Source organism: Halomonas sp. MCCC 1A11062, assembly GCF_021404355.1.
Lineage (GTDB): Bacteria > Pseudomonadota > Gammaproteobacteria > Pseudomonadales > Halomonadaceae > Halomonas > Halomonas aerodenitrificans.
Genome location: NZ_JABFTW010000020.1, coordinates 1 through 25,309, shown reverse-complemented (window position 1 = coordinate 25,309; position 25,309 = coordinate 1). Strand labels below are relative to the sequence as shown.

At 61.0% G+C, this 25,309-nt stretch carries 18 protein-coding genes and 1 pseudogene; 13 read left to right on the top strand and 6 right to left on the bottom strand.

Features of this window, described 5'->3' with window-relative positions; genetic code table 11:
- The first annotated feature begins 6 nt into the window (after nucleotides 1–6).
- A complete protein-coding gene (locus HOP58_RS17840) occupies nucleotides 7–3,174 on the top strand; it encodes an AAA domain-containing protein (protein ID WP_234261069.1) in 3,168 nt (1,055 codons plus the stop codon).
- A gap of 483 nt (nucleotides 3,175–3,657) precedes the next feature.
- On the opposite strand, the gene HOP58_RS17835 is transcribed toward HOP58_RS17840, so the two are convergent.
- Entirely contained in the window at nucleotides 3,658–4,320 is a 663-nt protein-coding gene (locus tag HOP58_RS17835; RefSeq protein ID WP_234261068.1) for a GntR family transcriptional regulator, read from the bottom strand.
- 418 nt (nucleotides 4,321–4,738) lie between these two features.
- Between HOP58_RS17835 and HOP58_RS17830 the strand changes: the two genes are divergently transcribed.
- The 6 genes from HOP58_RS17830 (at nucleotide 4,739) to otnC (ending at nucleotide 11,350) form a co-directional block, all read left to right on the top strand.
- On the top strand, nucleotides 4,739–6,070 hold the full coding sequence (locus HOP58_RS17830; RefSeq protein ID WP_234261067.1) for a flagellar biosynthesis protein FlgA: 1,332 nt from the start codon (nucleotides 4,739–4,741) through the stop codon (nucleotides 6,068–6,070).
- A 54-nt stretch (nucleotides 6,071–6,124) separates the two neighbouring features.
- Entirely contained in the window at nucleotides 6,125–7,093 is a 969-nt protein-coding gene (locus tag HOP58_RS17825; RefSeq protein WP_234238708.1) for a tripartite tricarboxylate transporter substrate binding protein, read from the top strand.
- A gap of 248 nt (nucleotides 7,094–7,341) precedes the next feature.
- On the top strand, nucleotides 7,342–7,872 hold the full coding sequence (locus HOP58_RS17820; RefSeq protein WP_010629955.1) for a tripartite tricarboxylate transporter TctB family protein: 531 nt from the start codon (nucleotides 7,342–7,344) through the stop codon (nucleotides 7,870–7,872).
- Nucleotides 7,873–7,917: 45 nt separating this feature from the next.
- Nucleotides 7,918–9,432 carry a tripartite tricarboxylate transporter permease gene (locus tag HOP58_RS17815; RefSeq protein ID WP_234261066.1) on the top strand — a complete coding sequence of 505 codons (1,515 nt, stop codon included), beginning with the start codon at nucleotides 7,918–7,920 and terminating at the stop codon, nucleotides 9,430–9,432.
- On the top strand, nucleotides 9,429–10,709 hold the full coding sequence (otnK, locus tag HOP58_RS17810) for a 3-oxo-tetronate kinase (RefSeq protein WP_234261065.1): 1,281 nt from the start codon (nucleotides 9,429–9,431) through the stop codon (nucleotides 10,707–10,709). Before HOP58_RS17815 ends, otnK begins: the two co-directional genes overlap by 4 nt.
- Nucleotides 10,706–11,350, top strand: a complete 645-nt coding sequence (otnC, locus tag HOP58_RS17805; RefSeq protein ID WP_234261064.1) for a 3-oxo-tetronate 4-phosphate decarboxylase — start codon at nucleotides 10,706–10,708, stop codon at nucleotides 11,348–11,350. Before otnK ends, otnC begins: the two co-directional genes overlap by 4 nt.
- 76 nt (nucleotides 11,351–11,426) lie before the next feature.
- On the opposite strand, the gene HOP58_RS17800 is transcribed toward otnC, so the two are convergent.
- The 5 genes from HOP58_RS17800 to HOP58_RS17780 form a co-directional block, all read right to left on the bottom strand.
- The gene (locus HOP58_RS17800) at nucleotides 11,427–12,443 is read right to left on the bottom strand and encodes a proline racemase family protein (protein WP_234261063.1); all 1,017 of its coding nucleotides are present in this window, start codon (nucleotides 12,441–12,443) and stop codon (nucleotides 11,427–11,429) included.
- 49 nt (nucleotides 12,444–12,492) lie between these two features.
- Nucleotides 12,493–13,773: a TRAP transporter large permease gene (locus HOP58_RS17795; protein ID WP_010629950.1), complete on the bottom strand. Its 1,281-nt coding sequence runs from the start codon at nucleotides 13,771–13,773 to the stop codon at nucleotides 12,493–12,495.
- Nucleotides 13,773–14,267 carry a TRAP transporter small permease gene (locus HOP58_RS17790; protein ID WP_010629949.1) on the bottom strand — a complete coding sequence of 165 codons (495 nt, stop codon included), beginning with the start codon at nucleotides 14,265–14,267 and terminating at the stop codon, nucleotides 13,773–13,775. Before HOP58_RS17790 ends, HOP58_RS17795 begins: the two co-directional genes overlap by 1 nt.
- 58 nt (nucleotides 14,268–14,325) lie before the next feature.
- On the bottom strand, nucleotides 14,326–15,309 hold the full coding sequence (locus HOP58_RS17785) for a TRAP transporter substrate-binding protein (protein WP_010629948.1): 984 nt from the start codon (nucleotides 15,307–15,309) through the stop codon (nucleotides 14,326–14,328).
- Between the two features lie 151 nt (nucleotides 15,310–15,460).
- Nucleotides 15,461–16,309: a helix-turn-helix domain-containing protein gene (locus tag HOP58_RS17780; RefSeq protein WP_010629947.1), complete on the bottom strand. Its 849-nt coding sequence runs from the start codon at nucleotides 16,307–16,309 to the stop codon at nucleotides 15,461–15,463.
- Nucleotides 16,310–16,622: 313 nt separating this feature from the next.
- Between HOP58_RS17780 and HOP58_RS17775 the strand changes: the two genes are divergently transcribed.
- From HOP58_RS17775 to HOP58_RS17750, 6 genes and pseudogenes are all read left to right on the top strand, one after another.
- Nucleotides 16,623–17,399 carry an RsiV family protein gene (locus HOP58_RS17775; RefSeq protein WP_234261062.1) on the top strand — a complete coding sequence of 259 codons (777 nt, stop codon included), beginning with the start codon at nucleotides 16,623–16,625 and terminating at the stop codon, nucleotides 17,397–17,399.
- A gap of 64 nt (nucleotides 17,400–17,463) precedes the next feature.
- Complete coding sequence (locus HOP58_RS17770) at nucleotides 17,464–17,958, top strand: DUF523 domain-containing protein (protein WP_234261061.1); 495 nt, start codon at nucleotides 17,464–17,466, stop codon at nucleotides 17,956–17,958.
- Between the two features lie 104 nt (nucleotides 17,959–18,062).
- Entirely contained in the window at nucleotides 18,063–19,796 is a 1,734-nt protein-coding gene (locus HOP58_RS17765) for a class I SAM-dependent DNA methyltransferase (protein ID WP_234261060.1), read from the top strand.
- A 4-nt stretch (nucleotides 19,797–19,800) separates the two neighbouring features.
- A complete protein-coding gene (locus HOP58_RS17760) occupies nucleotides 19,801–21,198 on the top strand; it encodes a restriction endonuclease subunit S (RefSeq protein WP_234261059.1) in 1,398 nt (465 codons plus the stop codon).
- A complete protein-coding gene (locus tag HOP58_RS17755; protein ID WP_234261058.1) occupies nucleotides 21,191–23,134 on the top strand; it encodes an RNA-binding domain-containing protein in 1,944 nt (647 codons plus the stop codon). The genes HOP58_RS17760 and HOP58_RS17755 overlap by 8 nt, the downstream gene beginning before the upstream one ends.
- Nucleotides 23,103–25,184, top strand: a pseudogene (locus tag HOP58_RS17750) (type I restriction endonuclease subunit R); the annotation flags it as partial. The gene HOP58_RS17755 and the pseudogene HOP58_RS17750, both read left to right, overlap by 32 nt.
- Nucleotides 25,185–25,309: the final 125 nt, after the last annotated feature.

Sequence of the window (25,309 nt, the reverse complement as noted above, 5' to 3'; positions counted from 1 at the left end):
CCGAAAGTGTCGGTAACCAACGACGACATGCGCCGGCTGATCGGCTATTTCCGCGACTGCTTGATGGAAGACGGCGGCGAGCGCCAGCTTACGGACGTTTTCGGACGCGATGCCTGGGAGCACCATCTGTTCGCGTGCCCGAATGGCTGGTGGGATGCGGAAGCGCCTTTGCCGGTGCCGCTGCAGCATGCCGAGCGGCTCGGGGCCATGCTGCAGCTGCACCGGCAGGAGAGAGAACTGCTGGTCGGCACCTGCCTGGTCATGGGGCCGGTGCGCGAGACGGGAACGACGGCTCGTCACCTGCGGGCTCCGCTGTTCCTGTGCCCTGCCGAGTTGTCGTATCGCAATGGCAGGCACGTTGTGTGTCCGGAGCCGGGGGCGTGGCGGGTGAATCCGGCGGTATTGCAGAGCCTCGAGTTGACGGAAGAGCAACTGGGCTTTGGTGTGGACGGAGTCGACCTAAGTCTTCTGCAGCAGGCACTGAGCCGGTTCGAGCGACGTGAGCATGGTGAAACGTCCCAGGCGTTTCCCCCCTGGCGTGCCGGTCAGGCTCCGCGCTGGGCGCCTACGGGAGTCGTGTGGGTCTCGGCTCGCACGCAATTGGCGCGTAGTGTGGCTTACGAGCTGGAGGCCCTGAGCGCAGAAGGGACGACCTTGTCGCCGCCGCTGCGGCAGCTGTTTCAGGCTTCATCGTCGCCTCGCAAGCCGGCCGTTCGCCCACCGGTGCCGGAGACGCTGCCTACCGGGCTGACGCTGGCCCAGGAGCGGGCGCTGCACAACGCGGCAGCCGAGACGCTCAGCGTGATCAATGGTCCACCGGGCACCGGCAAGACCTTTACCCTGGCATGCCAGGCCATCGACCGTGTGATGCGCCATGAGCGGGTGCTGATCGTTTGCAGTAACGAGCATGCCGCTGACGTCGTGCGTGCCAAGCTGGCCGAGATATTCGGTTCTGCCCAAGGCCTGATCGTACGGGCTGGGCGGGGCAACCATCGACAGCAGCTGCTGGAATGTCTCGATGAGCTACTGGCCGGTGAGTCCGACAAGGGCGAACATGAGCCGCCGGAGCGTTTGGCCAGCCGCTTGCAGGCGATGGCGCGCGATTATCGCCGCAGCGAGAAGCGTTTTCGCAAGGCGTTGACGGCAGCGGTGGCGGAGGGCGCGCTCTGGCGAGCGCGGCGCGGGCTCTGGCGCGGTTTGCGGCTGTGGTGGCTGCGCCTGCGTGTAAGGCGCCGGGCGTTGCTTTCGCAGCGCTGGAGCGACCTTCAGCACAAGGTCTCGGAGCATCAGTCACTGGCACGACACTACCTGGCGGCGCTGGCCGAGCATCAGTTGAAAACGTTGCAGAGCACGCGCCGCCAGCAGCTCAGGCAGTTGGTGACGGCGTTGCGCTCCCGCGCCTCGGGGCGCCGTGAGGAACGCTTCGAGGCGCTGGACTGGTCGATACTCACCCAGGCCTTTCCCGTTTGGGTCGTCTCGGCGCAGGCGCTGCATCGTACTCTGCCCCTCGAGTCCGAGCTGTTCGATCTCTGCATCATGGACGAGGCGACGCAATCCAATCTGCCCTTGGCGCTACCTGCTCTGCAACGGGCCAGCCGTGCGGTCATCGTTGGCGACCCCAGGCAGCTGCGGCATTTCTCTTTCCTGTCGCGGGCGCGCCAGCAGGACCTGGCCGTTCGGCATCAGGTGCAATCGTTGCCGGTAGATTTGAACTACCGAGAGCGCTCGCTGTTGGACTACGGGCTGATGGCAGTCTCCGATGGGCATGCCATCGTCCTGTTGGATGAGCATTTCCGCAGCCATCCCGCCTTGATCGGCTTCAGCAATGAACGCTTCTACGCCGGCCGCCTGAAGATCCTCACCCACTTGGCCCAGGTGGCCGATGCGCCCCCCATCGCTATCGTGGACTGCGCGGTGCGTATCGAAGGCGAGGTCAATGCCGCCGAGATCGAAACCCTGATGGAGCATCTGGAGGCTCTGGTGACCGAGAGCGCCGACCTGCCGGACCACGAGTGTCCGAGTATCGGGGTGCTGGCACTCTTTCGCGCCACTGCGCTGGCCCTGGAGAAGGCATTGGTGGAGCGCGTCGGCCTGCGCGCGATCAGCCGCCATGACCTGCGGGTCGGCACACCCTATGCCTTTCAGGGGGAAGAGCGCGACATCATGCTGTTGGCCACCGGTGTGTATCCGGGGCGCGCCGCCGCGGCCTGGACCTATCTGAACCGGCCGGACGTATTCAACGTGGCGGTGACCCGGGCACGCTACCGCCAGCTGTTGTTCATGCCGCTGGCGGCCTTGGAGGGAGTCGGTTCGAATCTGCTGGTCGATTACGTGGCGCATGCACGTACCCACCAGCCCAGGCCTGTGACGACGGCGCTTGCCCACGATGCCATGCGCTCGGAGCTGGTGGCAGCCCTGGAAGCCTGGGGCGCACGCTGCCGTGTCGACTACCCTTTCGCCGGGCAAACGCTGGACCTGCTGGTGATCTACCAGGGGCACGCGGTAGCCGTGGACACCATCGGCACCGGCGTGGCGGCGGGGCAAGCCTGGGACTGGGAGCGCTACCGCTTGCTGGAGCGGGCTGGGCTGGCGATTTTCCCCATCAGCTACGTAGCCTGGAACACGCGTCGCGAGGAGGTGCTGACGTACCTGCAGCAGACCCTGGGGTTGGAAGCCGCCGTTACCGACGATGAGGCGGCGGCCTCGCTCTCCCTGCGCTGGCGTCTACAGGAACTCGAAGAGCTGGACATGCTCGCCCTGCTGGATGAACTCGATCGCTCCTACCGTCAGATCCTGCACTGGCTGGACAGGCATTTCGCAGCCGGGGAATTGACCCAGCGGCGTTATCGCGAAGGCGTGGAACGACTGCGGCAAGCGGCCATTGCCGAGCTACAAGGGGCATGCGTGCTGCTGGAGGGAATCCGGGAGCTGGCTTCCGAGTCCGATGATGTCTGGCTGCGGGCGGCAGTGGACGAGCGCTTGGCACGCTGTCGTGAAGCGGTGTCCGGCATGCGGCACTTGGCACGAGAACTCGCGGTATTGCGGACCCAGGCATCGGGACTGGAGGCGGCGCTGGAGGACGTCACGCGTCTGTCGGCACGCGTTCAGCGCTATGCCGCCGATACGCAAGAGTCCACGCTCGAATTCCCAGCCCGCCCCGAAGGGCACGAGTAGCGTTGGCCCGCCAGGGAGAGCCTGGCGTTCTACTGGAGCGGCTGGAGACGCGCCGGCTCTCTGTTCGGCAAGGGTACCATCACCATCTGAATCTATGCCTTTCCCATTGCTGCTGCACGTGAGGCCGTCTTGTCCTGGTACATGGCGTTATCGGCCAGGGTGAACAGGGTATCCAGGTCCTGGGTGTCATTCGGGTAGATGGCGATACCAACACACGAATCCCGAGCAGGACAAGCAGCATGATGCCCTGAAGCCATCGATTTCCCATGCCCGCCCCACCCCGCCATCCAGCTTCACTACCGCTCTTGAGCGAGACGGGCATTTCAGCCCCACAGCGACCGAAATATTGCGTAGAGAAGCCTAACACCAAGGAGCGAACCCCTCAGGTACTGTCAGTCAACGTAATTGCTGGTACCCATCCCCCGAATGGTGGCTGAAGAGGCCGAGTGAAGGGCCTATCAGCTCTTTGCTACAGGCTGTCTTTCACACCACGGGCTCGCCATTGGCATATTTCACCCAGGTCTTGCCTAGATGATTGCGCAGCTCACGCCCGGCCTGCTCCGGGTCTCTCGATTCCAGCGCCGACATGATGGCTTCGTGCTCCGCCATGGCGGTCGCCCACTTCTCGTTCTTCTGGTTCGAGAGATAGCGAACGCGATATAGCTGCCGACTCAGATTGGCGTGCATGTCGATCAGTGCGGAGTTGCCCGACAGGGCGACGATGCGGTTGTGAATCTCCTGGTTCAGGCGGAAGTAGTTCTGGCGATCGCGGCGCAGAAAGCAGGCCTTCATCTCGTAATGGAGCGCTTGCAGCTCGGCGATATCGTCATCGCTGGCGTTGATGCAGGTGAGCTCTGCAGCGGCTTGCTCCAGCACGCTCAGTACGTAGGCCTTTTCCTTGATGTCGGCTGGGCTCACTTCCGCTACCACCGCCCCCCGATGGGGAGAAATGACCACGAGTCCTTCGGTGGCCAGGATCTTGAGCGCTTCCCGCAAAGGGGTGCGCGATACCTGAAGCTCCACGGCCAGGGTGCGCTCGGGAAGGCGCTGGCCGGGCTGGAAGTGATCCATCACGATGTGTTCACGCAGGTAGTTGGCCACTTTCTCGACCAGACCTGCATGGCTTGACTGAACGGCTTCTTCCATAGGATTGCTTACTCCGGAGTCGAGTGCCAAGAATGGCATACCATTTTGGTCCTTTCAAATCGTAACGCGCCTAGGGCTCTCCATTTATCACCCATATTTTTCAGTTGGTTAGTGGCATAACAAGGCGGCCATTGACTAAAGTCGTATCTACGCGTTGTTGACCCTCAAAATGGCATACCATTACATTTTGATCAGATCCGGCGCTGCCTGAGCAGTGTCCACTGCCAGGCAATGTGATTTCAGGCAGAGGAGGAAGCCGGACCCGCACCGCCAAGGCGAAGCCCCTCAACGATGACCGGAACGGGAAAACAAATCGCTCATGAACTATCTGCAACATTTTGAAATAAAAAAAGTTGTTGAGGCTTGCGTGGCTGGCGCCGGCGACTTTGGAAGGGGTGTCTTGCGGCAGGCTCGCGGCATGGAAGGGCTCGCAGCGAGGGTTGCCATTGATGTCACACCGGAGAGAGCCGCCGAAGCCTTGCGCTTTTCCGGGGTGCCCGATGCTGAAATAATGGTATGCCATTCTTCCGAGGAGGCAGCAAAGGCATGGCAATCAGGCGGGTACGTCGCTGCGGGCAGCTTCGAGCACGTGCAGGCGCTGCCTTTCGACATTCTGGTGGAATCGACGGGCATTCCCGAAGTGGGGGGGCGCTATGCCGAAGCCGCGCTGTTGGCGGGCAAGCATGTGGGCATCGCCACGAAGGAGACCGAGTCCGTTGTGGGGCCTTACCTGACTCGCCTGGCGCAACGCCATGATCGCCTCTTCACACCGATGGATGGGGACCAGCCAAGCCTGCTGATCGGGCTCGTCACCTGGGCTCGTACGCTGGGCTTCGAGATCATTGCCGCGGGCAAGAGCAGCGAATACGACTTCGTCTGGGACGAGGCGGCCGGCAGCGTGCTTTGCAATGGCGTTTCCTACCCGGCGCCCGGTCTGGCCGAGCTGTGGGAGCTGCCCGAGGGCGCGGAGCGTGAGGCTGTCGAGGCCCGTGGCAAGGCCCTGGCCGCCATCCCGCAGATATCCGTGCCCGACCTGTGCGAGATGGTCAACGTGGCCAATGCCACCGGGCTCGGTCCCGACCTCCCGGAGTTCCATGCCATGGTGCTGAGAACCGGCGAGGTGCCGACCCTGCTCGACCTCGAGACGCACGGTGGGGTGTTACGTGGCAACGAGCGCCTCGAGGTATTCAACTGCCTGCGCCGCCCGGACGAGATCAGCTTCGCCGGCGGTGTGTTCATCGTCGTGCGCTGCGAGGATCCTCACGTGTGGTCGCTGTTGCGTGACAAGGGGCACATTCTCAGCCGCAGCGGCAACTGTGCGATGATCTACCTGCCGCGCCATTTGCTTGGCCTGGAAGCGCCGATCTCGCTGCTCGATGCGGTGCTGAACGGCAGGACCTCCGGCGGTGGCCAGGCGACCACGCCAAAGTTCGATCTGACCGCCCGTGCTACCCAGGCGATCCCTGCCGGCCAGCGGTTGGAGATGCGCGGTCATCACCGTCATATCGAGGGCCTGCGGCCCGAGATTCATCCGGCCGCGGCGCTCTCGCCCGAGGCCAAGGTGCCTTTCTATCTGCTTCCCGGGGCGGAAGTCGTTCGCGACATCGCCCCCAACCGGCCGATCACGCTGGCGGACGTCGCTTTGCCCGATTCGCGACTCCACCAACTGCGTCAGGAGCAGGATCGGTTGTTCCATGGGCAGGATGCCACCTCAACGCTGCGTGAAAGCGTCGACAGCACGCTTGACTGAACTCGCTCATCCGACCGGAACCGCACGCATAACAATTATGTAAAGGAGAACGACATGCTCACCAAGAAAACACTGAAAACCGCTACTCTGGGCCTGGCCCTGGTTGGCGTAGCCATGGGCGCCAGCGCCAATGAAGTGGCCGACTATCCCAGCAAACCGATCCAGTTCCTGGTGGCTGCCGGCGCCGGCGGTGGCGTCGACAACTTCGCACGCGTGGTACGGCCGATGTTCGAGGAGGCGGTAGGCGGGGCGCGCATCACTGTCGTCAACCTGCCCTCGGCCTCGGGAGCCCTGGCTCACCAGCGGACTGCCAACGGGGCACCGGATGGTCACACCCTGGATTTCGCTTCCACCACCTACGTGACCTCCCTGGCCGCAGGACAGAATCCGATCGGCCTGGATCAGCTCACGCCCGTTGCACGCATGCAGTCGGATGTCATGGCGCTGTTCGTCAATCCGGAGCGCTATCCCGATTTCGAGTCGTTCCTGGAGTACGCCCAAGAGAACCCGGGCAAGGTGACGGTAGGTGGCACGCACACGGCCAGCCCGGATCATGTGGCTTTCCTGTCGCTGCGTGACGCATCCGGCCTGGACATGAACTTCATTCCCTATGACAGCACCGGCAACGCCACGGCCAACGTGCTGGGCGGCAACATCGACGCCACCACCACCTCGCTCAGCCCGCTGCTGAGTTATATCGAGGCGGGCCAGATGATGCCGATCCTGATCTTCAGCGAGGAGCGCCTGGACCACTACCCTGACGTGCCCACCACCGTGGAACACGGCTGGGACCTGACCGATGGCAACGACCGGGCGGTTTTCGTCCATGCAGACACCCCGGCTGAGCTCGTCCAGCACCTCGAAGGTGTGTTCCAGGAGATCTTCGCTTCAGAGGAATACCAGGCTTATGCCGAGCGTGTGAACCTTGATTATCGCGAGGGTTGGATGGGCGGCGAAGAGTACCGCCAGCGGCTCGAGAACAACTACGAGCTCTATTCGCGCCTGCTGCAGAACGGCAACTGATACGTCCCGAACAGGCACCGGTGGGGGCGTGACCCGCTCCCACTTTCATTCACCGCTTGAGCCAGTCTTAGGCTCCATACGAAAACTGTCTGCGCTCGCCCATACAGCGTTAAAAATCGGCTCAAAGTACTCATTTACACCCCCGTAAACTCCGTCTTTTCGCCGATTTTTGCCTTGTCTGGCCATCGCTCGCCGACTTTTCGTACAAAGCCTAGGCCGGTCACGCGACGTTCCCTGCGGGGGCCATTATGCAAGCCAGGATCTATATTTTCGCGGTGGCGGTCATTCTGCTCGCCCTGGCCAGCCTGCCGCTCACGCTTCAGTTCCCCAGCTCGGCGCAGGTTTCCACCTTCATCGGGCCGCGGGTCTGGCCGCTTCTTCTTACCGTCCTGTTGCTGCTCTTTGGTGGCGCCTTGTTGGTGATGACCTGGCGGGATGGGCGCCGTCGAGCACAGCAGCCTTTACAGGACGGCATCGTACAGCACGCCATTTCACCAGATGACCTCCCGACCGGGGCAAGTGAGAGCGATACGGGGGAAGCCCCGGCGCGGACGCTCTCGCTCGCGGCCACACGGCACTGGTGGCTGATGGCGGCCACCGTGGGTTACACCCTGCTGATGTCAATCATCGGCTTCGTCGCCGCCAGTGCGATCTTCACCTTGTTGTGCACGCTGCTGCTGGGTGCGCGCTCGTGGCTGGTCATCGTCATCACTGTCGTGGTGGCGGTGGTGCTCATGCAGGGAGTCTTCGTGACCCTGCTCGGCATCCCCCTGCCGTGAGCCCGCCCTGATGACACCTCTATCGACTTGCTCCGGGAGTTGACGATGGAACATTTTCTCGGCGGGTTGGCCGTGGTGCTGCAGCCACTCAACCTGCTATTGCTGACCTCTGCGGTATTCATCGGCTTCATCGGCGGTGCGCTGCCGGGTATCAGTGGCGTGATCCTGGTGGTTATCCTGCTGCCGGTTACCTATGGCATGGAGCCCACCACGGCGTTCATGCTGCTGACCGCAATCTATGGCGCGACGGTGTTCTCGGGTCTGATCACGGCGATCCTGTACCGTGCGCCCGGTACGCCGGAATCGGTGATGACCGCCTTCGACGGCTATCCGATGACCCAGCAGGGGCAGGCCGGCAAGGCGCTGGGTATCGGCGTGCTGAGCTCTGCCATCGGCGGTCTCGTCGGTACCGTGGCATTGATCGTGTTCACGCCGATTCTGGCCACCATGGCGCTGCGCTTCTCGTCACCGGAGTATTTTGCCCTCGCCATCCTCGGCCTGACGGTGGTGGCCTCACTGGGCGGCCGGCTGATCTACGGACTCATCGGGGCGACTCTCGGCCTATTGATCGCCACGGTAGGCACCGATCCGCTCACCGGTACCAGCCGCTATACCTTCGGCAATCTCAATCTTGCCGAGGGTGTCGGCCTGATCCCGATGATCGTGGGGCTGTTCGCCATCTCCGAGGTAATGAAGCGTGCCCTCGACCAGGACAGCCATCAACCGCTGAAGAAGGTCAAGGTGAAGATCTTCGATCTGCCCATTCTGCGCCAGATCGGCGGTACGCTGACGCGCTCCTCGTTCATCGGCGTGATCACCGGCATTCTGCCTGGTATCGGGGCCAGCACCGCGGCCATGGTCAGTTACAGCGAGGCGGTGCGCTGGTCCAAGCACCCGGAGAAATTCGGCAAGGGGGCGCCTGAGGGGGTGGCCGCGCCGGAGTCGGCCAACAATGCCGCTGCCATGGGAGCGCTGGTGCCATTGTTCGCCCTCGGCATTCCGGGCAGCGGCACCACGGCGGTGATCCTCGGCGCCTTCATCATGCATGGGTTGCAACCCGGCCCGATGTTCATGATCACCAGCAGCGATCTGATCTATGCCGTATTTGCCGGGCTGTTCATCGTCAACTTCATGATCCTGCTGTTCTCCAAGCCGTTCATCGCGTTGTTCACCAAGCTGCTCAACGTGCCCTATTCGGCGCTGGGCCCGCTGATCGTCATGTGCTGCATCGTGGGGACCTACTCAGTGCGCAACTCGATGTTCGACGTGTGGCTCATGCTCGGTTTCGGTGTGCTCGGCTATCTATTGGAAAAACTTCGCTTTCCGCTGGTGTCGATCATCCTGGGCCTGGTGCTCGGTCCCATTGCCGAGAGCGAACTGCGCCGCACGCTCTCCATGTCCCAGGGCGACCTGTCGATTCTCTTCACCCGGCCGATCAGTGCCACGCTGCTGGCCATCGCCTTCCTGCTGCTTGCCATGGCCATCGTCGCCCCCTTGATGAAGCGCCTGCGTAACCGGGCCGCTTCTAACTCGTCACCTGAACAGCGGAGTCATTCATGACCATCGTATTGGGCGCCATCGCCGACGACTTCACCGGTGCCACGGACCTTGCCAACAACCTGGTGCGCAGCGGCATGCGCTGCCTGCAAGTGATCGGTGTGCCCGGCCCGGAGCTCGACGTGAGCGATATCGACGCCGTGGTGGTGGCACTGAAGTCGCGCTCCTGCCCGGCCGACGAGGCCGTGGCCGATTCGCTGGCGGCGCTGGAGTGGCTGCAGGCACAAGGTGCCCGGCAGTTTTTCTTCAAGTACTGCTCCACCTTCGACTCCACCGCGCGTGGCAATATCGGCCCGGTGGCCGATGCGCTGATGGAGCGGCTGGGTGTGACGCAGACGGTCATGGTGCCGGCATTCCCGGTGAATGGCCGTACCGTCTATCAGGGGCATCTGTTCGTCGGCGATCGACTGCTCAACGACAGCGGCATGCAGCACCATCCGCTCACGCCCATGACGGATGCCGATCTGGTGCGTGTACTCGCTTCCCAGACCCCCCATCCGGTTGGGCTGGCGCCACGCCCGGTGCTCGATCAAGGGGCCGAGACGACCCGGCAGCACCTGGCGGCATTGGCTGAGCAGGGCGTGCGCCACGTGATCTGTGACACCCTCGATGAGCATGACCTGGACGTGCTGGCAGAGGCCTGCGAGGCGATGCCGCTGGTGACCGGCGGCTCGGGTCTGGGCCAGGCACTGCCCGACCGTTATCGCCGCTTGGGCTGGCTGGACGAGATCGCCGAGCCGGGCCGGTTGCAGCCGGCCAGCGGCAGTGCCTTGGTGCTCTCCGGCAGCTGTTCCAGAGCGACACTCGCTCAGGTAGCGCACTTTCTGAAGCGCCACCCCGGTTTCTCTCTCGACCCGCTGGCCTTGGCCGAGAGCGATGCGCAGCTGCAAGCGGCACTCGATTTCGCTCGCGACACCCTGAAGAGCGGCGGGCCGGTATTGGTCTACGCCTCTGCCGATCCGGAGAAGGTGAAAGCCGCCCAGGCCAGGCTTGGCGTAGAGCGTGCGGGCCAGCTCGTCGAGCGTGCGCTGGGCCAACTGGCAGCGACCCTGGTGAGCGAGGGAGTAGGCCGGCTCGTAGTGGCCGGAGGCGAGACCTCGGGAGCGGTAGTGTCGGCACTCAAGCTCAATACCCTGCGCATCGGTGAGCAGATCGACCCCGGCGTACCCTGGACCCAGGCCCATCTCGAGAGTCGCGAAGCCCCTCTGTCGCTGGCGCTGAAGTCGGGCAACTTCGGTGGTGTCGATTTCTTCACGCGTGCCTTCGAGGTGCTGCCATGAGCGCTCACGAGGAGAACAGGCTGCGCGAGCAGATATCCACCCTGGGCAAGTCGCTGTTCGACCGTGGCCTGACCATGGGTTCCAGCGGCAACATCAGTGTGCGCCTGGACGATGGCGGCTGGTTGATGACACCGACCAACGCCTGTCTGGGGCGCCTCGACCCTGCGCGTATCTCGCGGCTCGATGGTCAGGGCCAGTGGCTGGACGGCGACAAACCCACCAAGGAGCAGTTCCTGCACATGGCAATGTATGCCGAGCGCCCCCAGTCTGGCGCCATCGTGCATCTGCACTCGACCCATTCGGTGGCGGTGTCGTGCCTGCCGGGGATCGACCACTGCGACTGCATCCCGCCGCTCACCGCCTACTACGTGATGCGGGTCGGCAAGCTGCCGCTGGTGCCCTATCACGTACCCGGTGACCCCAAGCTGGGTGATGCCGTGCGTGGCCTGGCGGGCCAGCATAGCGCCGTACTGCTGGCCAATCACGGACCGGTGGTGGCGGGCAAGGACCTGGAAGCGGCGGTATACGCTACCGAGGAGCTGGAAGAGACCGCCAAACTCTTCCTGCTGCTGCGCGGGGAAAATCCTCGCGCCCTCAACGAGGAGCAGGTGGCCGAACTGAAGCGGCGCTTTCCTGCCTGAGTCCGAGCTCGCCTTGTCATGTCAACGCCGCCCTGGCTAGCCAGGGCGGCGTTCATCGTCGTCATGAATCGTTCGTTCAACGGATCACGAAACCGCGACCGACCGGGTCACGTGCGTCGATCAGCCATTTGGCGTAGCCGATCAGTTCGGCAGTGCCCTGTACGCTGGGGCGGATGGCCCGGTAGCCGCCAACTTCCGTCTCGCCAAGAATCTCCCCGGTGAAGCGGCCGCTGCCGAGCAGGCCCTCGGAGTGGATGGGGCGACCCACTTCCAGCTCGTTGCGGGCATGGAACATGGCCATCATCGCACTGGTGCCGGTGCCGCCGGGCGAGCGGTCTAGCTTGCCGTCGGAGAACACGTGCACGTTGCGGTAGAGCGAATCCGACTGTGAGCCCTCGTGCCAGAAGGTGACGAAATTCAAGCCGTTTATGTGCGGGTGAGTCGGGTGACGAATCTCCATGCGGGCGTTGAGCTCGGCCTTCACGGCCTGGCCGGCATGGGAGAAGTAGCTGCCGTTTTCCGGGCAGATGGGCTGCTTGTCGGAAGGTACCCGAATGATGGCGAAGAAGTTGCCGCCGAACACCAGGTCGGCCTTGAGCGTGCCGAGGCCGGGCACTTCGACGGGGATATCCTGCTCCATGACGAAGGCGGGCACGTTCTCGAAACGTGTCCAGTGCACCTTGTCGGCGTCGGCCTTCACTTCGGAGACCACGGTGCCGGCGGTGGTTTCGAAGCGGATGCGGGTGAGACCGTCTTCCCGGGGCGGTGGCGCCAGGCGGTGGGCGACCATGGCCATGGAAAGCGCAATGGTGCCGTGGCCGCACATGTCGACGAACTGCTCGCCGTCGATCCACAGCATGCCGGCGTCGTGATCGGCATCGGAGGGTGGAGTGAGAAACACGCCGAACATGTGCTGGTGGCCGCGCGGTTCGCGCATCAGGCTGGTTCGCACGTGGTCGTGATGCTGCTGGAGATAATGGCGCTTGTCGAGGATGTTGCCGCCGAAGGGATAGGGAATACCGCCATGCACGATACAGGTCGGCTCGCCTTCGGTATGGGTATAGATCACGTCGAGGAACTGCTGATTGTTCATTGGGATTTCCTGTGGCTCTGGCGTTGGGGGTTGGTTACGCAGGGCGCGGCTAGAGGCCGAGCCAGCGTGGTACGCTCATGACGATGCCTTCCGGCCAGACGATCACGGCGAGCAACACGAACAGCATCACGGCGATGAAAGGCAAGTTGGCGTAGGTGATGCGAATCACATCGACTTTGGAGATCACGCTGGTGATGAATAGCGCGGCGCCCACGGGGGGTGTCTGCTGGCCGATGCCCCAGCACAGGATCACCACCATGGCGAACTGCAGAGGGTCGATGCCGAGCAGCTGCACGCTGGGCAGAAACAGCGGCACCACGATGAACATCATGGCGATCCCATCGAGGAAGGTGCCGGCAAGGATCAGCACCAGGCTCAGAATGAGTAGGAACCCGATCGGCCCCATGTCGAGGGCTGCGATAGGACCGAGGATCAACTCACCAAGGCTCTGATAGGTGAAGGTGTAGCCCAGGGTGTGCGCCGCGGCTGTCACGAACATCACTGCCCCGGTGAGCACGGCACTTTCCACCAGCGCGAGATAGAGGGCGCGTAGCGAAAGCGAGCGGTAGAACAGTGTGCCGGCCAGCACGCCGTAGGCGACCGCTATTGCAGAGGCTTCAGTGGGCGTAAAGATGCCGCCCAGGATGCCGCCCAGAATGATGATCGGCATCATCAGGGCCGGCAGGGCGCCGACGAAGGCACGGCTCAGTTCGCTCAGCGAGAAAGCGGACTCGATGGGATACTCGCGCTTCACCGAGATCCACCAGGCCATCAGGATCAGGCCGAGGGCGGTGAGTGCCCCAGCGACCAGGCCGGCAGCGAACAGTGCGCCGGTTGAAAGACCCATGTAGGCGCTCAGCAGGACCATGGGCACGCTGGGTGGGATGATGATCCCGATGGTGGAGGACGAGGCCGTGACCGCAGCGGTAAAGGAGGCCGAATAGCCACGCTTGATCATCTGCGGGATCATGACGCCGCCTACGGCTGCGGTATCAGACATCGAGGTGCCGCTCATGCCGGCAAAGAACATCGAGGTCAGGATGTTTACCGCGGCTAGACCGCCGCGAATGGCACCGACCAGGGCACGGGCGAGATCGATCAGGCGTGCAGAGATGCCGCTGTGATTCATGATCTGGCCGGCCAGAATGAACAGCGGGACCGCCAGCAGCGGGAATGACTCGGTCCCACGGTAGAGCCGCTGCACCAGAACCAGCATGTCGACACCGGAGAAAGCCAGCACGGCGATCGAGACCAGGGTCAGCGCAAAGGCAATCGGCATGGCCAGTCCGATCAGGATGAGCAGGGCGAGAAGGATCGCAAGCAGGATCATCAGATACTCTCCTCCAGTGCGGCTTGCCGAGAGGCTTCATAGGGCGGCACCTTGGCCTTGACGGCGGCAATGCACTGGCGAATCAGCTCCAGTAGCATGCCCACGCCCGAGATGGGCACGGCGATATAGAACAGCCACTGGGGGGCACCCAGCATCAGAGTGGTGCGGTGGGAGAAGGTGAGGGTCTGTTCAAGGCCCCACACCACCATGACCACGCAGACCACACCGATGAGCGCCTGATTGAGGAAGAACAGAACCCATTGGCCGCGGGCGGGCAGGCATGCGGCCACCACGTCGATGCGCAGATGGGCACCCTTGCGCAGTGCCAGGTAACCGCAGAAGAAGGTCACGTAGACCAGCAGGCCCACCAGTACTTCAGCACTCCAGGACAGCGAGGCATTGAGTACGTAGCGCGCAATCACGGCAGCCAGGGCGAGCAGGGTGATGGCAGACAACAGCAGTGCCGCGACCGCTTCGAAAAAACGATCAAGCATGGGAGGCTCCTGCAGGGAAGAGGCGGGCCAGGGCAGCCCGCCGGGCTGACGGTGAGGCTCAGGGATGCTCGGCGATGCGCTGTACCAGCTCGCGCGCTTCGTCCGACATGCCCTGGGTGAAGCGCTCCCACAGTGGCTGGGACGCTTCGATGAAGGCATCGAGATCGACTTCGTTGACCTGCATGCCATTCTGCTCGACCAGTTCGATGACGCTCTGGTCGGCGCGCTCGCCGAAGTCGACGGTGGCGTCGAAGGCCTTTTGCCCCCCTTCCAGCAGCGCCTGCTGTACCTCGTCGGAAAGGTCCTGGAAACGCGCTTCGTTCATCAGCAGGAAGCCCACGGTATAGACGTGACCCGACAGCGAGAGATAATCCTGCACTTCATAGAAGCGGCTGGCTTCGACCTCGACCAACGGGTTCTCCTGGCCGTCGAAAACGCGTGTCTGGAGCGCAGAATAGAGCTCCGGATAGGGCAATGGTGAGGCGTTGGCACCATAGGCGTTGAACATTTCCACCCGCTGGCGGCTTTCCGGGGTGCGAATACGTAAGCCACTCAAGTCTTCAGGTGTGGCGATGGGACGGCGATTGTTGGTGATATGACGAAACCCACCCTCGTAGAAGCCAATGACTCGATAATTCTGTCCCTGGAGCTGTTCCTTGATGGTGTCGCCTATCTCGCCCAGGAACACGTTTCTCACATGCTCTCTATCGCGAAACAGGTAGGGCAGCGAGAGGATACCCAGGTCTTCGTCGATGGTGGTGATCGGCGTTTCGATGGTGGCGATGTCGATCGTGCGAGTATCGAGGGACTCGATGTTGCTGATCTGATCGCCCAGGGAGCCTGAGTGGAAGAGTCGCACCTCGACGCTGTCACCCGTGGCTTCGGCTACGTGGCTGGCGAGTGCATTGAGGCCGGTCATCTGAATGCCCTGCTGGCTGCCTATCGTGGCGGCACGCAGTTCGAGCTCGGCGGCCGTTGCGGAACCGGCAGTACCGAAACTCACTGCCATGACTGTCAAGAGGTAGGGAAGTTTGCGTTTCATGGTGACGCTCCAGAAGTTGTTGTGTAAGGGAGTCGTGTCACTGACGTGAACGAACACGTGCCTCTAGAGTAGGGCCGCGGGGTGCCCGCTTATAGAAGAAAACGGACAAGAAAGAGAATGTTTCAGACGTGCTTTGTGGGTTGAATTGTGCTCAGGAAGCCTGAGCACTGGCCTGGCTGCTCAGTCCCTTGAGGCGAGACTGCTTGGGGCTGCAGGTGTAATGGGCCTGGAAGTCCCGCGCCAGGTGGGATGCATCGGAAAAGCCGCACTCGGCAGCGATCTCGGCGATCGAACTGTCGGTATGTTGCAGCAGCCACTCGGCGTAGCGCAGGCGCATGGTCTTGAAGTAGCGCATGGGAGTGGTGCCCATTTCCTGCTGGAACAGCCTGTCGAGTTGGCGTGGGCTGAGATTGATGCGCTTGGCCAGGGCCTGGCTGTCCAGGCGTGTGTTGAGCGATTGCTCCATGGTCAACACAGCGACCCTTACCCGCTCGTCGCGTATATCCTGAATGGCCTCGAAGAAGTGAGTCTGTGGCGAGTTTGAGGTGCGCATCCCATTCAGCATCATATGGCGAATTGCCTGCTGAGCCTTGTCTGGCCCACACTCACGGCGAATGAGATGTAGCGCCATGTCGGTCGCCCCCGAGGAGCCGGCGCAGGTGATGACACGCACCGATTCGAGGAATAGTCGATCGGGAGTGGCATCGATATGGGGAAATTGCTGACGGAAGTCGTTGATGACGTTCCAATGAACGCATACCCGCTGGCCCTTTAACAGGCCAGCCCGGGCGATGGCAAAGGTGCCGGTGCAAACTCCTACCAGCTTGACTCCTTGACGATAGGCATCTTTGAGATAGTGGCTGAGAGCTTTGTCTTCATGAGGGTCGAGATAGTTGTTGCCACCGCAGACAGCAATGTGAGTGAAAAGGTTCGGGTCGCGATAGGTCGTTTGCGGATGGACTTCCAGCCCACAGCTCGAGATGACAGGCCCTGGTCCCATGATATTCCAACTACAGTGAATCTGTCGGCTGCGGCCCCCTTTGTCAGCCGCTAGCCGCAAGGAGTCGATGAAACCGGCAAAGGCGTTTAACGTGAACAGGGGCAATAGAATAAAGCCGACGCGCAGCGGGGGATCCTGTGACGGTAACATGGCGATGTCTTATGTAGAGGCGGGTAGCGTTACCGAGCAGTATGCGCTGGCAATGAAAGATCTTCGAGTCCGACTAGTCGCAGCAACAGGACCGCACCCAACGAGGAAAGGCGATGCGTGGCTATCATCGCTCTGCCCTTGGTGGCAGAAAGGAGGGAACATAATGTCGTATCGCAAGATTTTAGTGATGGCTGCGGGCCTGTCGCTCCTGGCCGGTTGCCAGGCACAGCAGGAGCCGGACGATAGGACCGCGGTGACGCATGAGCCCGTCGAGGCGCACTTCGTGGAGTCCGACTGCCCGGAGGAGCAGTGCGCCGAGGTGGAGGTGAGGGCACTGCACTTCCCCGGCTCGCCAGAGCTGAGTGAAACGCTGCGCGCAAGGCTGCTGGCGATGGGGCAGGGCATAACCGATGGCGAGACCGAGTGGCCGCGGGACTCATGGGAAGCCTATGCCGAGGCTTTCTTCGCGCTGGCCAGAGAGGATCGGCAGTATGCCCCGCCACATGCCGCCAGCCAGGCCTCGCTCGAAGCGAAGGTGCTGGCCCGCCATCACGATCTGCTGGTCATCGAACTCGGCAGCTATGTCTACCATGCCGGGCAAGCCCACGGCATGCCGCTGACCGAGTTCATGGTCATCGATGAACGTTTGGGCAGCGAGGTTACGCTCGACGACATGCTGCTCGACGGCCAGGCCCCGGCCTTCCAGGAGGCTCTGGCCCGGGCCCATCAGCGCTGGCTGAGAGATCAGGAACTGGACGAGGCGTTCGCCGCCAGTTGGCCATTTCATCCAAGCCAGAACGTGGCGCCGCTCGAAACCGCCTGGGTGGTGAAGTACAACGTCTACGAGATTACCCCCTACGCCCTTGGCCAGCCGGAACTGAGCATTCCCCTGGCTGAGCTGGAAGGTATCGCCAAGATGCGCTATCTGGGTCGAGAATAACGTACATTCAAGAACAGGCCGCCGGATCGCTGAGTCTTGCGGTTAGGGCTCGTGAGGGGAGGGTATGGAGAAGGTACTGGTTAGTGCCTGCCTATTGGGCAAGCGGGTTCGCTATGACGGTGGCGCCAAGAGCTCGGGGTCGGAGATTCTTGCCCAATGGCAGGCTGAGGGCAGGGTGGTTGCGGTGTGCCCCGAGGTCGATGCCGGCCTACCCATACCCAGGGCGCCTGCAGAAATCATCGCCGGTGATGGGGCCGGTGTACTGACCGGCTCGGCGCAGGTCGTCGATCGTCACGGTGAAAATCTCACCGCGGCTTTCCTGAGCGGGGCCTCGCTGACGCTACAGCTATGCCAGCGGCATGACATCAAGGTGGCAGTCCTGACCGAGCACAGCCCTTCTTGCGGCAGCACGGAAATCTACGATGGCAGTTTTGCAGGCACCAGAATACTTGGAGCAGGCGTCACCGCGGTGCTGCTGCGCCATCACGGCGTGTGCGTTTTCAATCAGCATGAGATCGTCGAGGCGCAGAGAGTCATGGACGCGTTACATCAGTCGTGAAAGGACAGTTAGCCATCGTGCGGCCAGGCGGGGGCGGGCACTGATACAATGCGGCATATTTGAACACTGAATCCGGATAGTCCGGGGTCGGTAGCGGGGGATGGATGAATACCACGGAACAGCAGTTTCTCAAGGAACTGGACGACAAGCTCTGGAAGGCCGCCGACAAGCTACGTTCCAACCTGGATGCCGCCAACTACAAGCACATCGTGCTGGGGCTGATCTTCCTCAAGTATGTATCGGACGCCTTCGAGGCGCGTCAGGATGAGCTGCGTGAGCTGTTCCAGACCGAAAGCGATGAGCTCTACCACCTGCCCCGTCATGACTACGACAGCGATGCCGAGTACCAGGCAGCGCTACAGGAGGAGCTGGAAGTTCTGGACTACTATCGTGAGTCCAACGTCTTCTGGGTGCCGCGTGCCGCCCGCTGGAGCACTCTCAAGGAGAAGGCGGCCCTGCCGGTCGGCGCCGTGCTGTGGCAGGACGCGCAAGGAAAGGACGTAAAGCTGCGCTCGGTCTCCTGGCTGATCGACAATGCCTTGGACGAAATCGAGAAGAGCAATGAAAAGCTCAAGGGCATCCTCAACCGCATTAGCCAGTACCAACTCGATAACGACAAGCTGATCAGCCTGATCAACTCCTTCTCCGATACTTCCTTTTCAAAGCCGGTCTACCAGGGCCAGAAGCTCGATCTGCGCAGCAAGGATATCCTGGGCCACGTTTACGAGTATTTCCTCGGCCAGTTCGCGCTGGCGGAAGGCAAGCAGGGCGGCCAGTATTACACCCCCAAGAGCATCGTTACCCTGATCGTGGAGATGCTGGAGCCCTATCGGGGCCGTGTCTATGACCCGGCGATGGGTTCGGGTGGTTTCTTCGTCTCCAGTGATCGCTTCATCGAAGAACACGCCAGCGAGCAACACTACGACCCCGTGGAGCAGAAGAAGCATATTTCCGTCTACGGCCAGGAATCGAACCCCACCACCTGGAAGCTAGCGGCGATGAACCTGGCTATCCGGGGCATCGACTTCAACTTTGGCAAGAAGAACGCCGACACCTTCCTCGATGACCAGCACCCGGACCTGCGTGCCGACTTCGTGATGGCCAACCCGCCCTTCAACTTCAAGGACTGGTGGCACGAATCATTGGCCGAGGACGCGCGCTGGAAGTACGGCACCCCGCCTCAGGGCAATGCCAACTTCGCCTGGTTGCAGCATATGCTGCACCACCTGGCACCGGCCGGCAGCATGGCGCTGCTGCTGGCCAACGGTTCCATGAGCTCCAACACCAGCGGCGAGGGGGATATTCGCCGCCGGCTGGTCGAGGACGACCTGATAGAGTGTATGGTAGCCCTGCCGGGGCAGCTGTTCACCAACACCCAGATCCCCGCCTGCATCTGGCTGCTTACCAAGGACAAGAGCGGCGGCCTCTCGCCCAATAAGGTGAAGAAGCGTGCACGCCGCAAGGAAGTGCTGTTTATCGACGCCCGCCAGCTCGGCTATATGAAGGACCGGGTGTTGCGGGATTTCGCCTCCGAGGATATCCGCAAGATCGCCGATACCTTCCACGCCTGGCAGCGCGGCGAGGAGGACTTCGGTACTGCCTACGAGGACTTGCCCGGCTTCTGCAAGGCTGCCACCCTGGAGGAGATTAAAAAGCACGATTTCGTTCTCACTCCCGGCCGCTATGTCGGCGCCCCGGAGCAGGAGGACGATGGCGAACCCTTCGCCGAGAAGATGGCGCGCCTGACCGCACAGCTCAAGGCACAGCTCGAAGAGAGCGATCGGCTGGAGGCGGAGATCAAGCGGAACCTCGGGGGGCTGGGGTATGCCTGGAATTAGAACATTGGGTGACCTTGTCAATAAGGGATGGGTTAAAATCTTCACAGGCCCATTTGGTAGTGCTCTCCATAAGCATGACTATACTGAAAATGGCGTAACTGTAGTTCCGGCTGAATCCATTGTTGGCGCTGCTTTGGATAAGTCTAAATTTAATGTTATCAGCTTGAGTAAAGCTGAAGAGCTGGATCGATATCGATTGCAAGCTAATGACATTGTTTTTGCTAGACGTGGTGCTCAAGCCTGCGGGCTCTCTGCTCTAGTTAAAGAGGAAGATAGAGCTCAGATTGCAGGTACAGGTTTGATTTGTCTTCGGGTTGTTAATAGGCGAGCGATAGATCCGTATTTTTTGTTCCTGTCTGTCAGTGATGGTAAGAGTGTTGCTTGGCTCAAGGCGCATGCTGTAGGGGCCACGATGCCGAATCTAAATGGCGGGGTGCTGAAATCTCTGCCAATTTCTCTCCCAAATATGAGGGCGCAGCGAAGGGTGTCTGATCTGCATCGCCCCCTCGCTTCTAAGCTTATACTAAACTTAAAAATCAACCAAACGCTCGAAAAAATAGCCCAGGCCATCTTTAAAAGCTGGTTTGTCGACTTCGACCCGGTCAAGGCAAAGGTGGCGGCATTGGAAGCCGGCAGCAGTGAACAAGACGCTCTGCTGGCCGCTATGCAGGCCATCTCCGGCAAGAGTCTCAAGCAGCTTCAGCGCCTGAAAAATGATAACCCAAAGCAGTATGCCAAGCTAGAGGCCACTGCTGAGCTATTCCCCGCGTCGATGCAGGATAGTGAGCTGGGAGAGATTCCGGAGGGGTGGGGCGTAGGCAAGCTTAGCGATATTGCCACCTTCCCCAGTAACCGCATCTCGACGGTGGAGTTGTCACAGGAGACCTATGTCTCCACAGAAAATATGCTCGAAAACAGGAGGGGAGTCTGCTCTGCTTCTTCTCTACCATCGTCAGCTACAGTCCCAGGCTTTGAATCAAAGCAAATTCTGATATCAAATATTCGTCCGTATTTTAAGAAAATATGGTTTGCCAGTCACAGTGGTGGGAGGTCGCCGGATGTCCTTTGCTTCGAAAGCAAATGCCAAGGCGCGAGCGAGTTTCTATATAATCTCCTCTACCAAGACAGGTTCTTCGATTATATGATGCTCACTTCGAAGGGGGCCAAAATGCCTCGTGGTGACAAAAAGGCGATAATGCAGCTTATGCTTGCAGTGCCTCGGGTTGAGCTCATGCAGTGCTTTTCTGAGCATGTTGAAGTGTTTTACAAACTGGTTAACTCCAACAGTTTAGAATCGAAGTTGCTGGCCTCAACTCGGGATACGCTCCTTCCAAGACTGCTCTCCGGCGAGCTGACGATCCCCGAGACCGAGGAGCAAGTGGCCGAGGTTGCCGATGCTTGAAATCGACTCCCTGGAAGATATCGCGGCTCTGCGCGAGAGCGTGGACGTGGAGTGCAAGCTGGCCCAGGGGCGCGATGGCAAGGGGGCGCTGCCCAAGGAATTCTGGCCGACCTACAGCGCCTTCGCCAATACCCAAGGCGGCAATATCTTCCTGGGGGTACGCGAGAAGTCGGGTGGCCGTTTCGAGCTGGCGGGTGTTGCCGATCCGCAGAAGGTGCTCGATGAACTTTGGACGGGGCTAAACAACACCCAGAAGGTCAGCGCCAACTTGCTACGCGATCGCTGGGTGCGTGTCCTGGAGATCGAAGGCAAGGCCGTCGTACATATTCATGTGCCGGCGGCGACCCGCAAGCAACGGCCGGTTTATCTGCGTGGCAATCCCCTGACCGGAACCTACCAGCGCTTCAACAGCACCGACCATCTGCTGGATGAGGAGCAGGTGCGGCGCATGCTGGCCGAGCAGGTCGAAGACAGCCGCGACAACGAGATCCTGCGTGGCTTCGGCCTGGACGATCTGGACTTCGACAGCTTCAACCAGTATCGCCAGCTCTATGCCAACCTGCAGCCCGATCACCCCTGGAACCAACTGGATGCCCAGGCGTTTCTGTATCAGATCGGTGGCTGGCGCAAGGACCGTGAAACCGAGCGCTCGGGACTGACCCGCGCCGGGCTGCTTATGTTCGGACAGCAGGTCGCCATCATCGAAGCATTCCCCAACTACATGCTGGATTACCAGGAGCGCCCCGAGCCCAAGGCCGAGCTGCGCTGGGTCGACCGGTTGACCTTGGATGGTAGCTGGTCGGGTAACGTATTCGATTTCTATCGTCGGGTGATCCGCAAGCTGACAGCCGATCTAAAGGTGCCTTTCACCCTTGAGGGAGACCAGCGCCAAGATGACACCCTGGTGCACAAGGCGTTGCGTGAAGCCCTGGTCAATACCCTGGTGCATGCGGACTACACCGGGCGAGCCTCGATACTGGTAGTCAAGCGACCGGACATGTTCGGCTTTCGCAACCCTGGCTTGATGCGTGTGCCGGTGGATCAGGCCATGGCCGGGGGAAACAGCGACTGCCGCAATCGTTTGCTACAGAATATGTTTCGCTTTATCGGTCTGGGTGAGAATGCTGGCTCGGGGCTGCCCAAGATATTCCAGGGCTGGTCGAGCCAGCACTGGCGCAAGCCGGTACTTCGCGAGGCTCACTCGCCTTCCGACCAGACCTTGCTGGAGCTACATATGCTCAGCCTGGTGCCGGAGTCGGTGCTAGCCGAGCTGCGCGACTCTCTAGGGGAGCAGGATTTCTCCAGACTGACCGACAAGGAGCGCTTGATCCTGGTGACGGCCGCTATCGAGAAGACGGTGGACCATGGCCGCATGATGTCCATTCTGGATATCCACCCTCGCGACCTTAGCCAGCTATTTGCGGGTCTGGTGGATAAGAGGCTGATGCTGAGGAATGGCGCCGGGCGGGGCACGGTGTACTTCCTTCCCAATGCGCACCTGGAGGATATCTTCACGGAACTGGAGATGGCGGAAGGGGGGGCGGGTGCCAACTCTGAACCTTTCGAGGGCAGCTCTGAACCTTTGGACGTAAGCTCCGGACCTTTGGCGCCGAGCTCTGGACCTTTGGGTGCCAGCTCCGGACCTTTGGGTGCTAGCTCCGGACCTTGGGAGGAGCTACTGGTACTGGCAGAGCCGGTTGCCACGAAGGGCAAGGCACCGAAGGCCAAGGTGGAAGGGGTAATTCTGGCACTCTGCTCGCGGCGTCCATTACGGCTGGATGAGCTGACGCGCTTGTTGAATCGCTCGGCGGAGTCGTTGCGCAAGCACTATCTGCAACCCTTGGTCAGGGCGCGGCGGCTCAAGTTGCTCTATCCCACCAAGCCCAATCACCCCAGCCAGGCCTATGTGGCCGAGGAGCCAGGCGATGATCAGTGAGAGTCAACTGGAACAGCTTTGCCTGGGGTGGTTCGCCGATAATGGCTGGGAGATCTCCCATGGCCCGGATATCGCTCCTGATGGCGATACGCCGGAGCGTCAGGATTACCGCCAGGTACTGCTGCTGGGCGATCTAGATGCGACGGTCCGGCGCCTGAATCCACAGCTACCGGAGGATGCCGTGGAGCAGGTGCTGGCCCAGGTGGCGCATCCTGGGAGTCTTGATCTGGTGGTGAATAACCGCGCCTTCCAGCGTCTGCTGGTGGAAGGTGTGCCGGTCACCTATAAGTGTGATGATCGACAAAAACATGACCACGCCTTCCTGATCGACTTTGCCCAGGTCGATGCCAACCGCTTTCGTGTCATCAATCAGTTCACCATCGCTGGAGGCAAGCAACTTCGCCGGCCTGATTTGCTCGCCTTTATCAATGGGCTGCCGTTGGCAGTGCTGGAGCTGAAAAGTCCCACCGACGAGAAGGTCGATATCTGGGACGCCTTCCACCAGATGCAAACATACAAGGAGGAAGTGCCCGAGCTGTTCGTTACCAACGAAGCCCTGGTGGTCAGTGATGGTTACAATGCGCGGCTGGGTTCGCTGACAGCGAGTCAAGAGCGCTTCATGCCCTGGCGTACCATCAAGCACGAGGATGACAAGCCGCTGCTGGAGTGGCAGCTCGAGACTCTGGTAAGGGGGTTCTTCAACCGTGAGCTGCTACTCGACTACATCCGCTACTTTGTGTTGTTCGAGAGCGATGCCGAGAAGCTGGTAAAGAAAATCGCTGGTTATCATCAATTTCATGCGGTGCGCGAAGCGGTGAGGGCCACGGTGATCGCCGCCAGACCGGACGATTCCCGGCATGTGGCGGAGCGCCGTGCCAATTATGGCGACAGGGTAGTGCCAGGCAGCAAAAAGGCCGGAGTGGTGTGGCACACCCAGGGCTCAGGAAAGAGCATATCCATGTGCTGCTATGCGGGTATGCTGCTCCAGCAGCCGGAGATGAATAACCCGACACTGATCGTGGTGACCGATCGCAACGACCTGGATGGCCAGCTCTTCGCTACCTTCAGCGCTGCTCGCGAGCTACTGCGTCAGGAGCCGAGGCAGGCCGACGACCGCGATACCCTGCGCGGCCTGCTTGCCGAACGCGAGGCAGGCGGGATCATCTTTACCACGGTTCAGAAGTTCACCCTGCTGGAAGGGGAGTCAAAACACCCGGTACTCAATGATCGCCATAATCTTGTGGTGATCTCAGACGAAGCCCACCGTAGCCAATATGGCTTGAAGGCCAACCTCAAGCAAAGTGGCCGCTACACCTTCGGCTACGCCAAGCATATGCGCGATGCGCTCCCCAACGCGTGTTTCATTGGCTTCACCGGTACGCCGATTGATAGTGAAGATAAGAATACCCGCGCTGTCTTCGGCGATTACGTTTCCATCTACGACATTCAGGATGCGGTGGAAGACGGCGCCACGGTGCCGATCTACTATGAATCGCGGCTGGCCAAGCTCGAGATCAACCAGGCCGAGATCGAACAGTTATCCGATCAGGTCGAGGAGGTCATTGAGGACGAGGAAGACATTGGCCACCGCGAGCGCACCAAGGGGGAGTGGAGCCGCCTGGAAAAGCTGGTTGGTTCCAAGCCACGTCTCAAACAGGTGGCCGCCGATTTGATCGAGCATTTCGAGACGCGCAATGCCACCATCACTGGAAAGGCAATGATCGTAGCGATGAGCCGCGAGATTTGCGCTCACCTCTACAACGAGATTACCGCTCTGCGCCCTGAGTGGCATGATCCCGATCCGGAAAAGGGCGTGATCAAGATCGTGATGACCGGCTCCGCTGCCGACAAGGCACTATTACAGCCGCATATCTATAACAAGAAGACCAAGAAACGCCTGGAGGCACGTTTCAAGAATCCCGACGATCCTCTCAAGCTGGTGATAGTGCGAGACATGTGGCTGACCGGCTTCGATGCACCCTGTTGTCATACCATGTATGTCGACAAGCCGATGAAGGGCCATAACCTGATGCAGGCCATCGCGCGGGTGAACCGGAGTTATCGTCAAATCTGGTGGATGGCGATCAGGCCGCATTCCTGTCTGATTGATCAACCACTTGCTCCCCGTCCTGGAACTTGACGTTGCTGACGACCAGTTCCAGCTTCTGGAAGTGC

Coding starts and splice junctions, on each gene's coding strand:
- HOP58_RS17780 (WP_010629947.1), bottom strand. CDS start 16,309: ATGGGACCAGGGCCTGTCATCTCGAGCTGTGGGCTGGAAGTCCATCCG.
- HOP58_RS17800 (WP_234261063.1), bottom strand. CDS start 12,443: ATGAACAATCAGCAGTTCCTCGACGTGATCTATACCCATACCGAAGGC.
- HOP58_RS17795 (WP_010629950.1), bottom strand. CDS start 13,773: ATGATCCTGCTTGCGATCCTTCTCGCCCTGCTCATCCTGATCGGACTG.
- HOP58_RS17755 (WP_234261058.1), top strand. CDS start 21,191: ATGCTTGAAATCGACTCCCTGGAAGATATCGCGGCTCTGCGCGAGAGC.
- HOP58_RS17825 (WP_234238708.1), top strand. CDS start 6,125: ATGCTCACCAAGAAAACACTGAAAACCGCTACTCTGGGCCTGGCCCTG.
- HOP58_RS17835 (WP_234261068.1), bottom strand. CDS start 4,320: ATGGAAGAAGCCGTTCAGTCAAGCCATGCAGGTCTGGTCGAGAAAGTG.
- otnC (WP_234261064.1), top strand. CDS start 10,706: ATGAGCGCTCACGAGGAGAACAGGCTGCGCGAGCAGATATCCACCCTG.
- HOP58_RS17770 (WP_234261061.1), top strand. CDS start 17,464: ATGGAGAAGGTACTGGTTAGTGCCTGCCTATTGGGCAAGCGGGTTCGC.
- HOP58_RS17785 (WP_010629948.1), bottom strand. CDS start 15,309: ATGAAACGCAAACTTCCCTACCTCTTGACAGTCATGGCAGTGAGTTTC.
- HOP58_RS17790 (WP_010629949.1), bottom strand. CDS start 14,267: ATGCTTGATCGTTTTTTCGAAGCGGTCGCGGCACTGCTGTTGTCTGCC.
- HOP58_RS17765 (WP_234261060.1), top strand. CDS start 18,063: ATGAATACCACGGAACAGCAGTTTCTCAAGGAACTGGACGACAAGCTC.
- otnK (WP_234261065.1), top strand. CDS start 9,429: ATGACCATCGTATTGGGCGCCATCGCCGACGACTTCACCGGTGCCACG.
- HOP58_RS17820 (WP_010629955.1), top strand. CDS start 7,342: ATGCAAGCCAGGATCTATATTTTCGCGGTGGCGGTCATTCTGCTCGCC.
- HOP58_RS17830 (WP_234261067.1), top strand. CDS start 4,739: ATGGAAGGGCTCGCAGCGAGGGTTGCCATTGATGTCACACCGGAGAGA.
- HOP58_RS17815 (WP_234261066.1), top strand. CDS start 7,918: ATGGAACATTTTCTCGGCGGGTTGGCCGTGGTGCTGCAGCCACTCAAC.
- HOP58_RS17775 (WP_234261062.1), top strand. CDS start 16,623: ATGTCGTATCGCAAGATTTTAGTGATGGCTGCGGGCCTGTCGCTCCTG.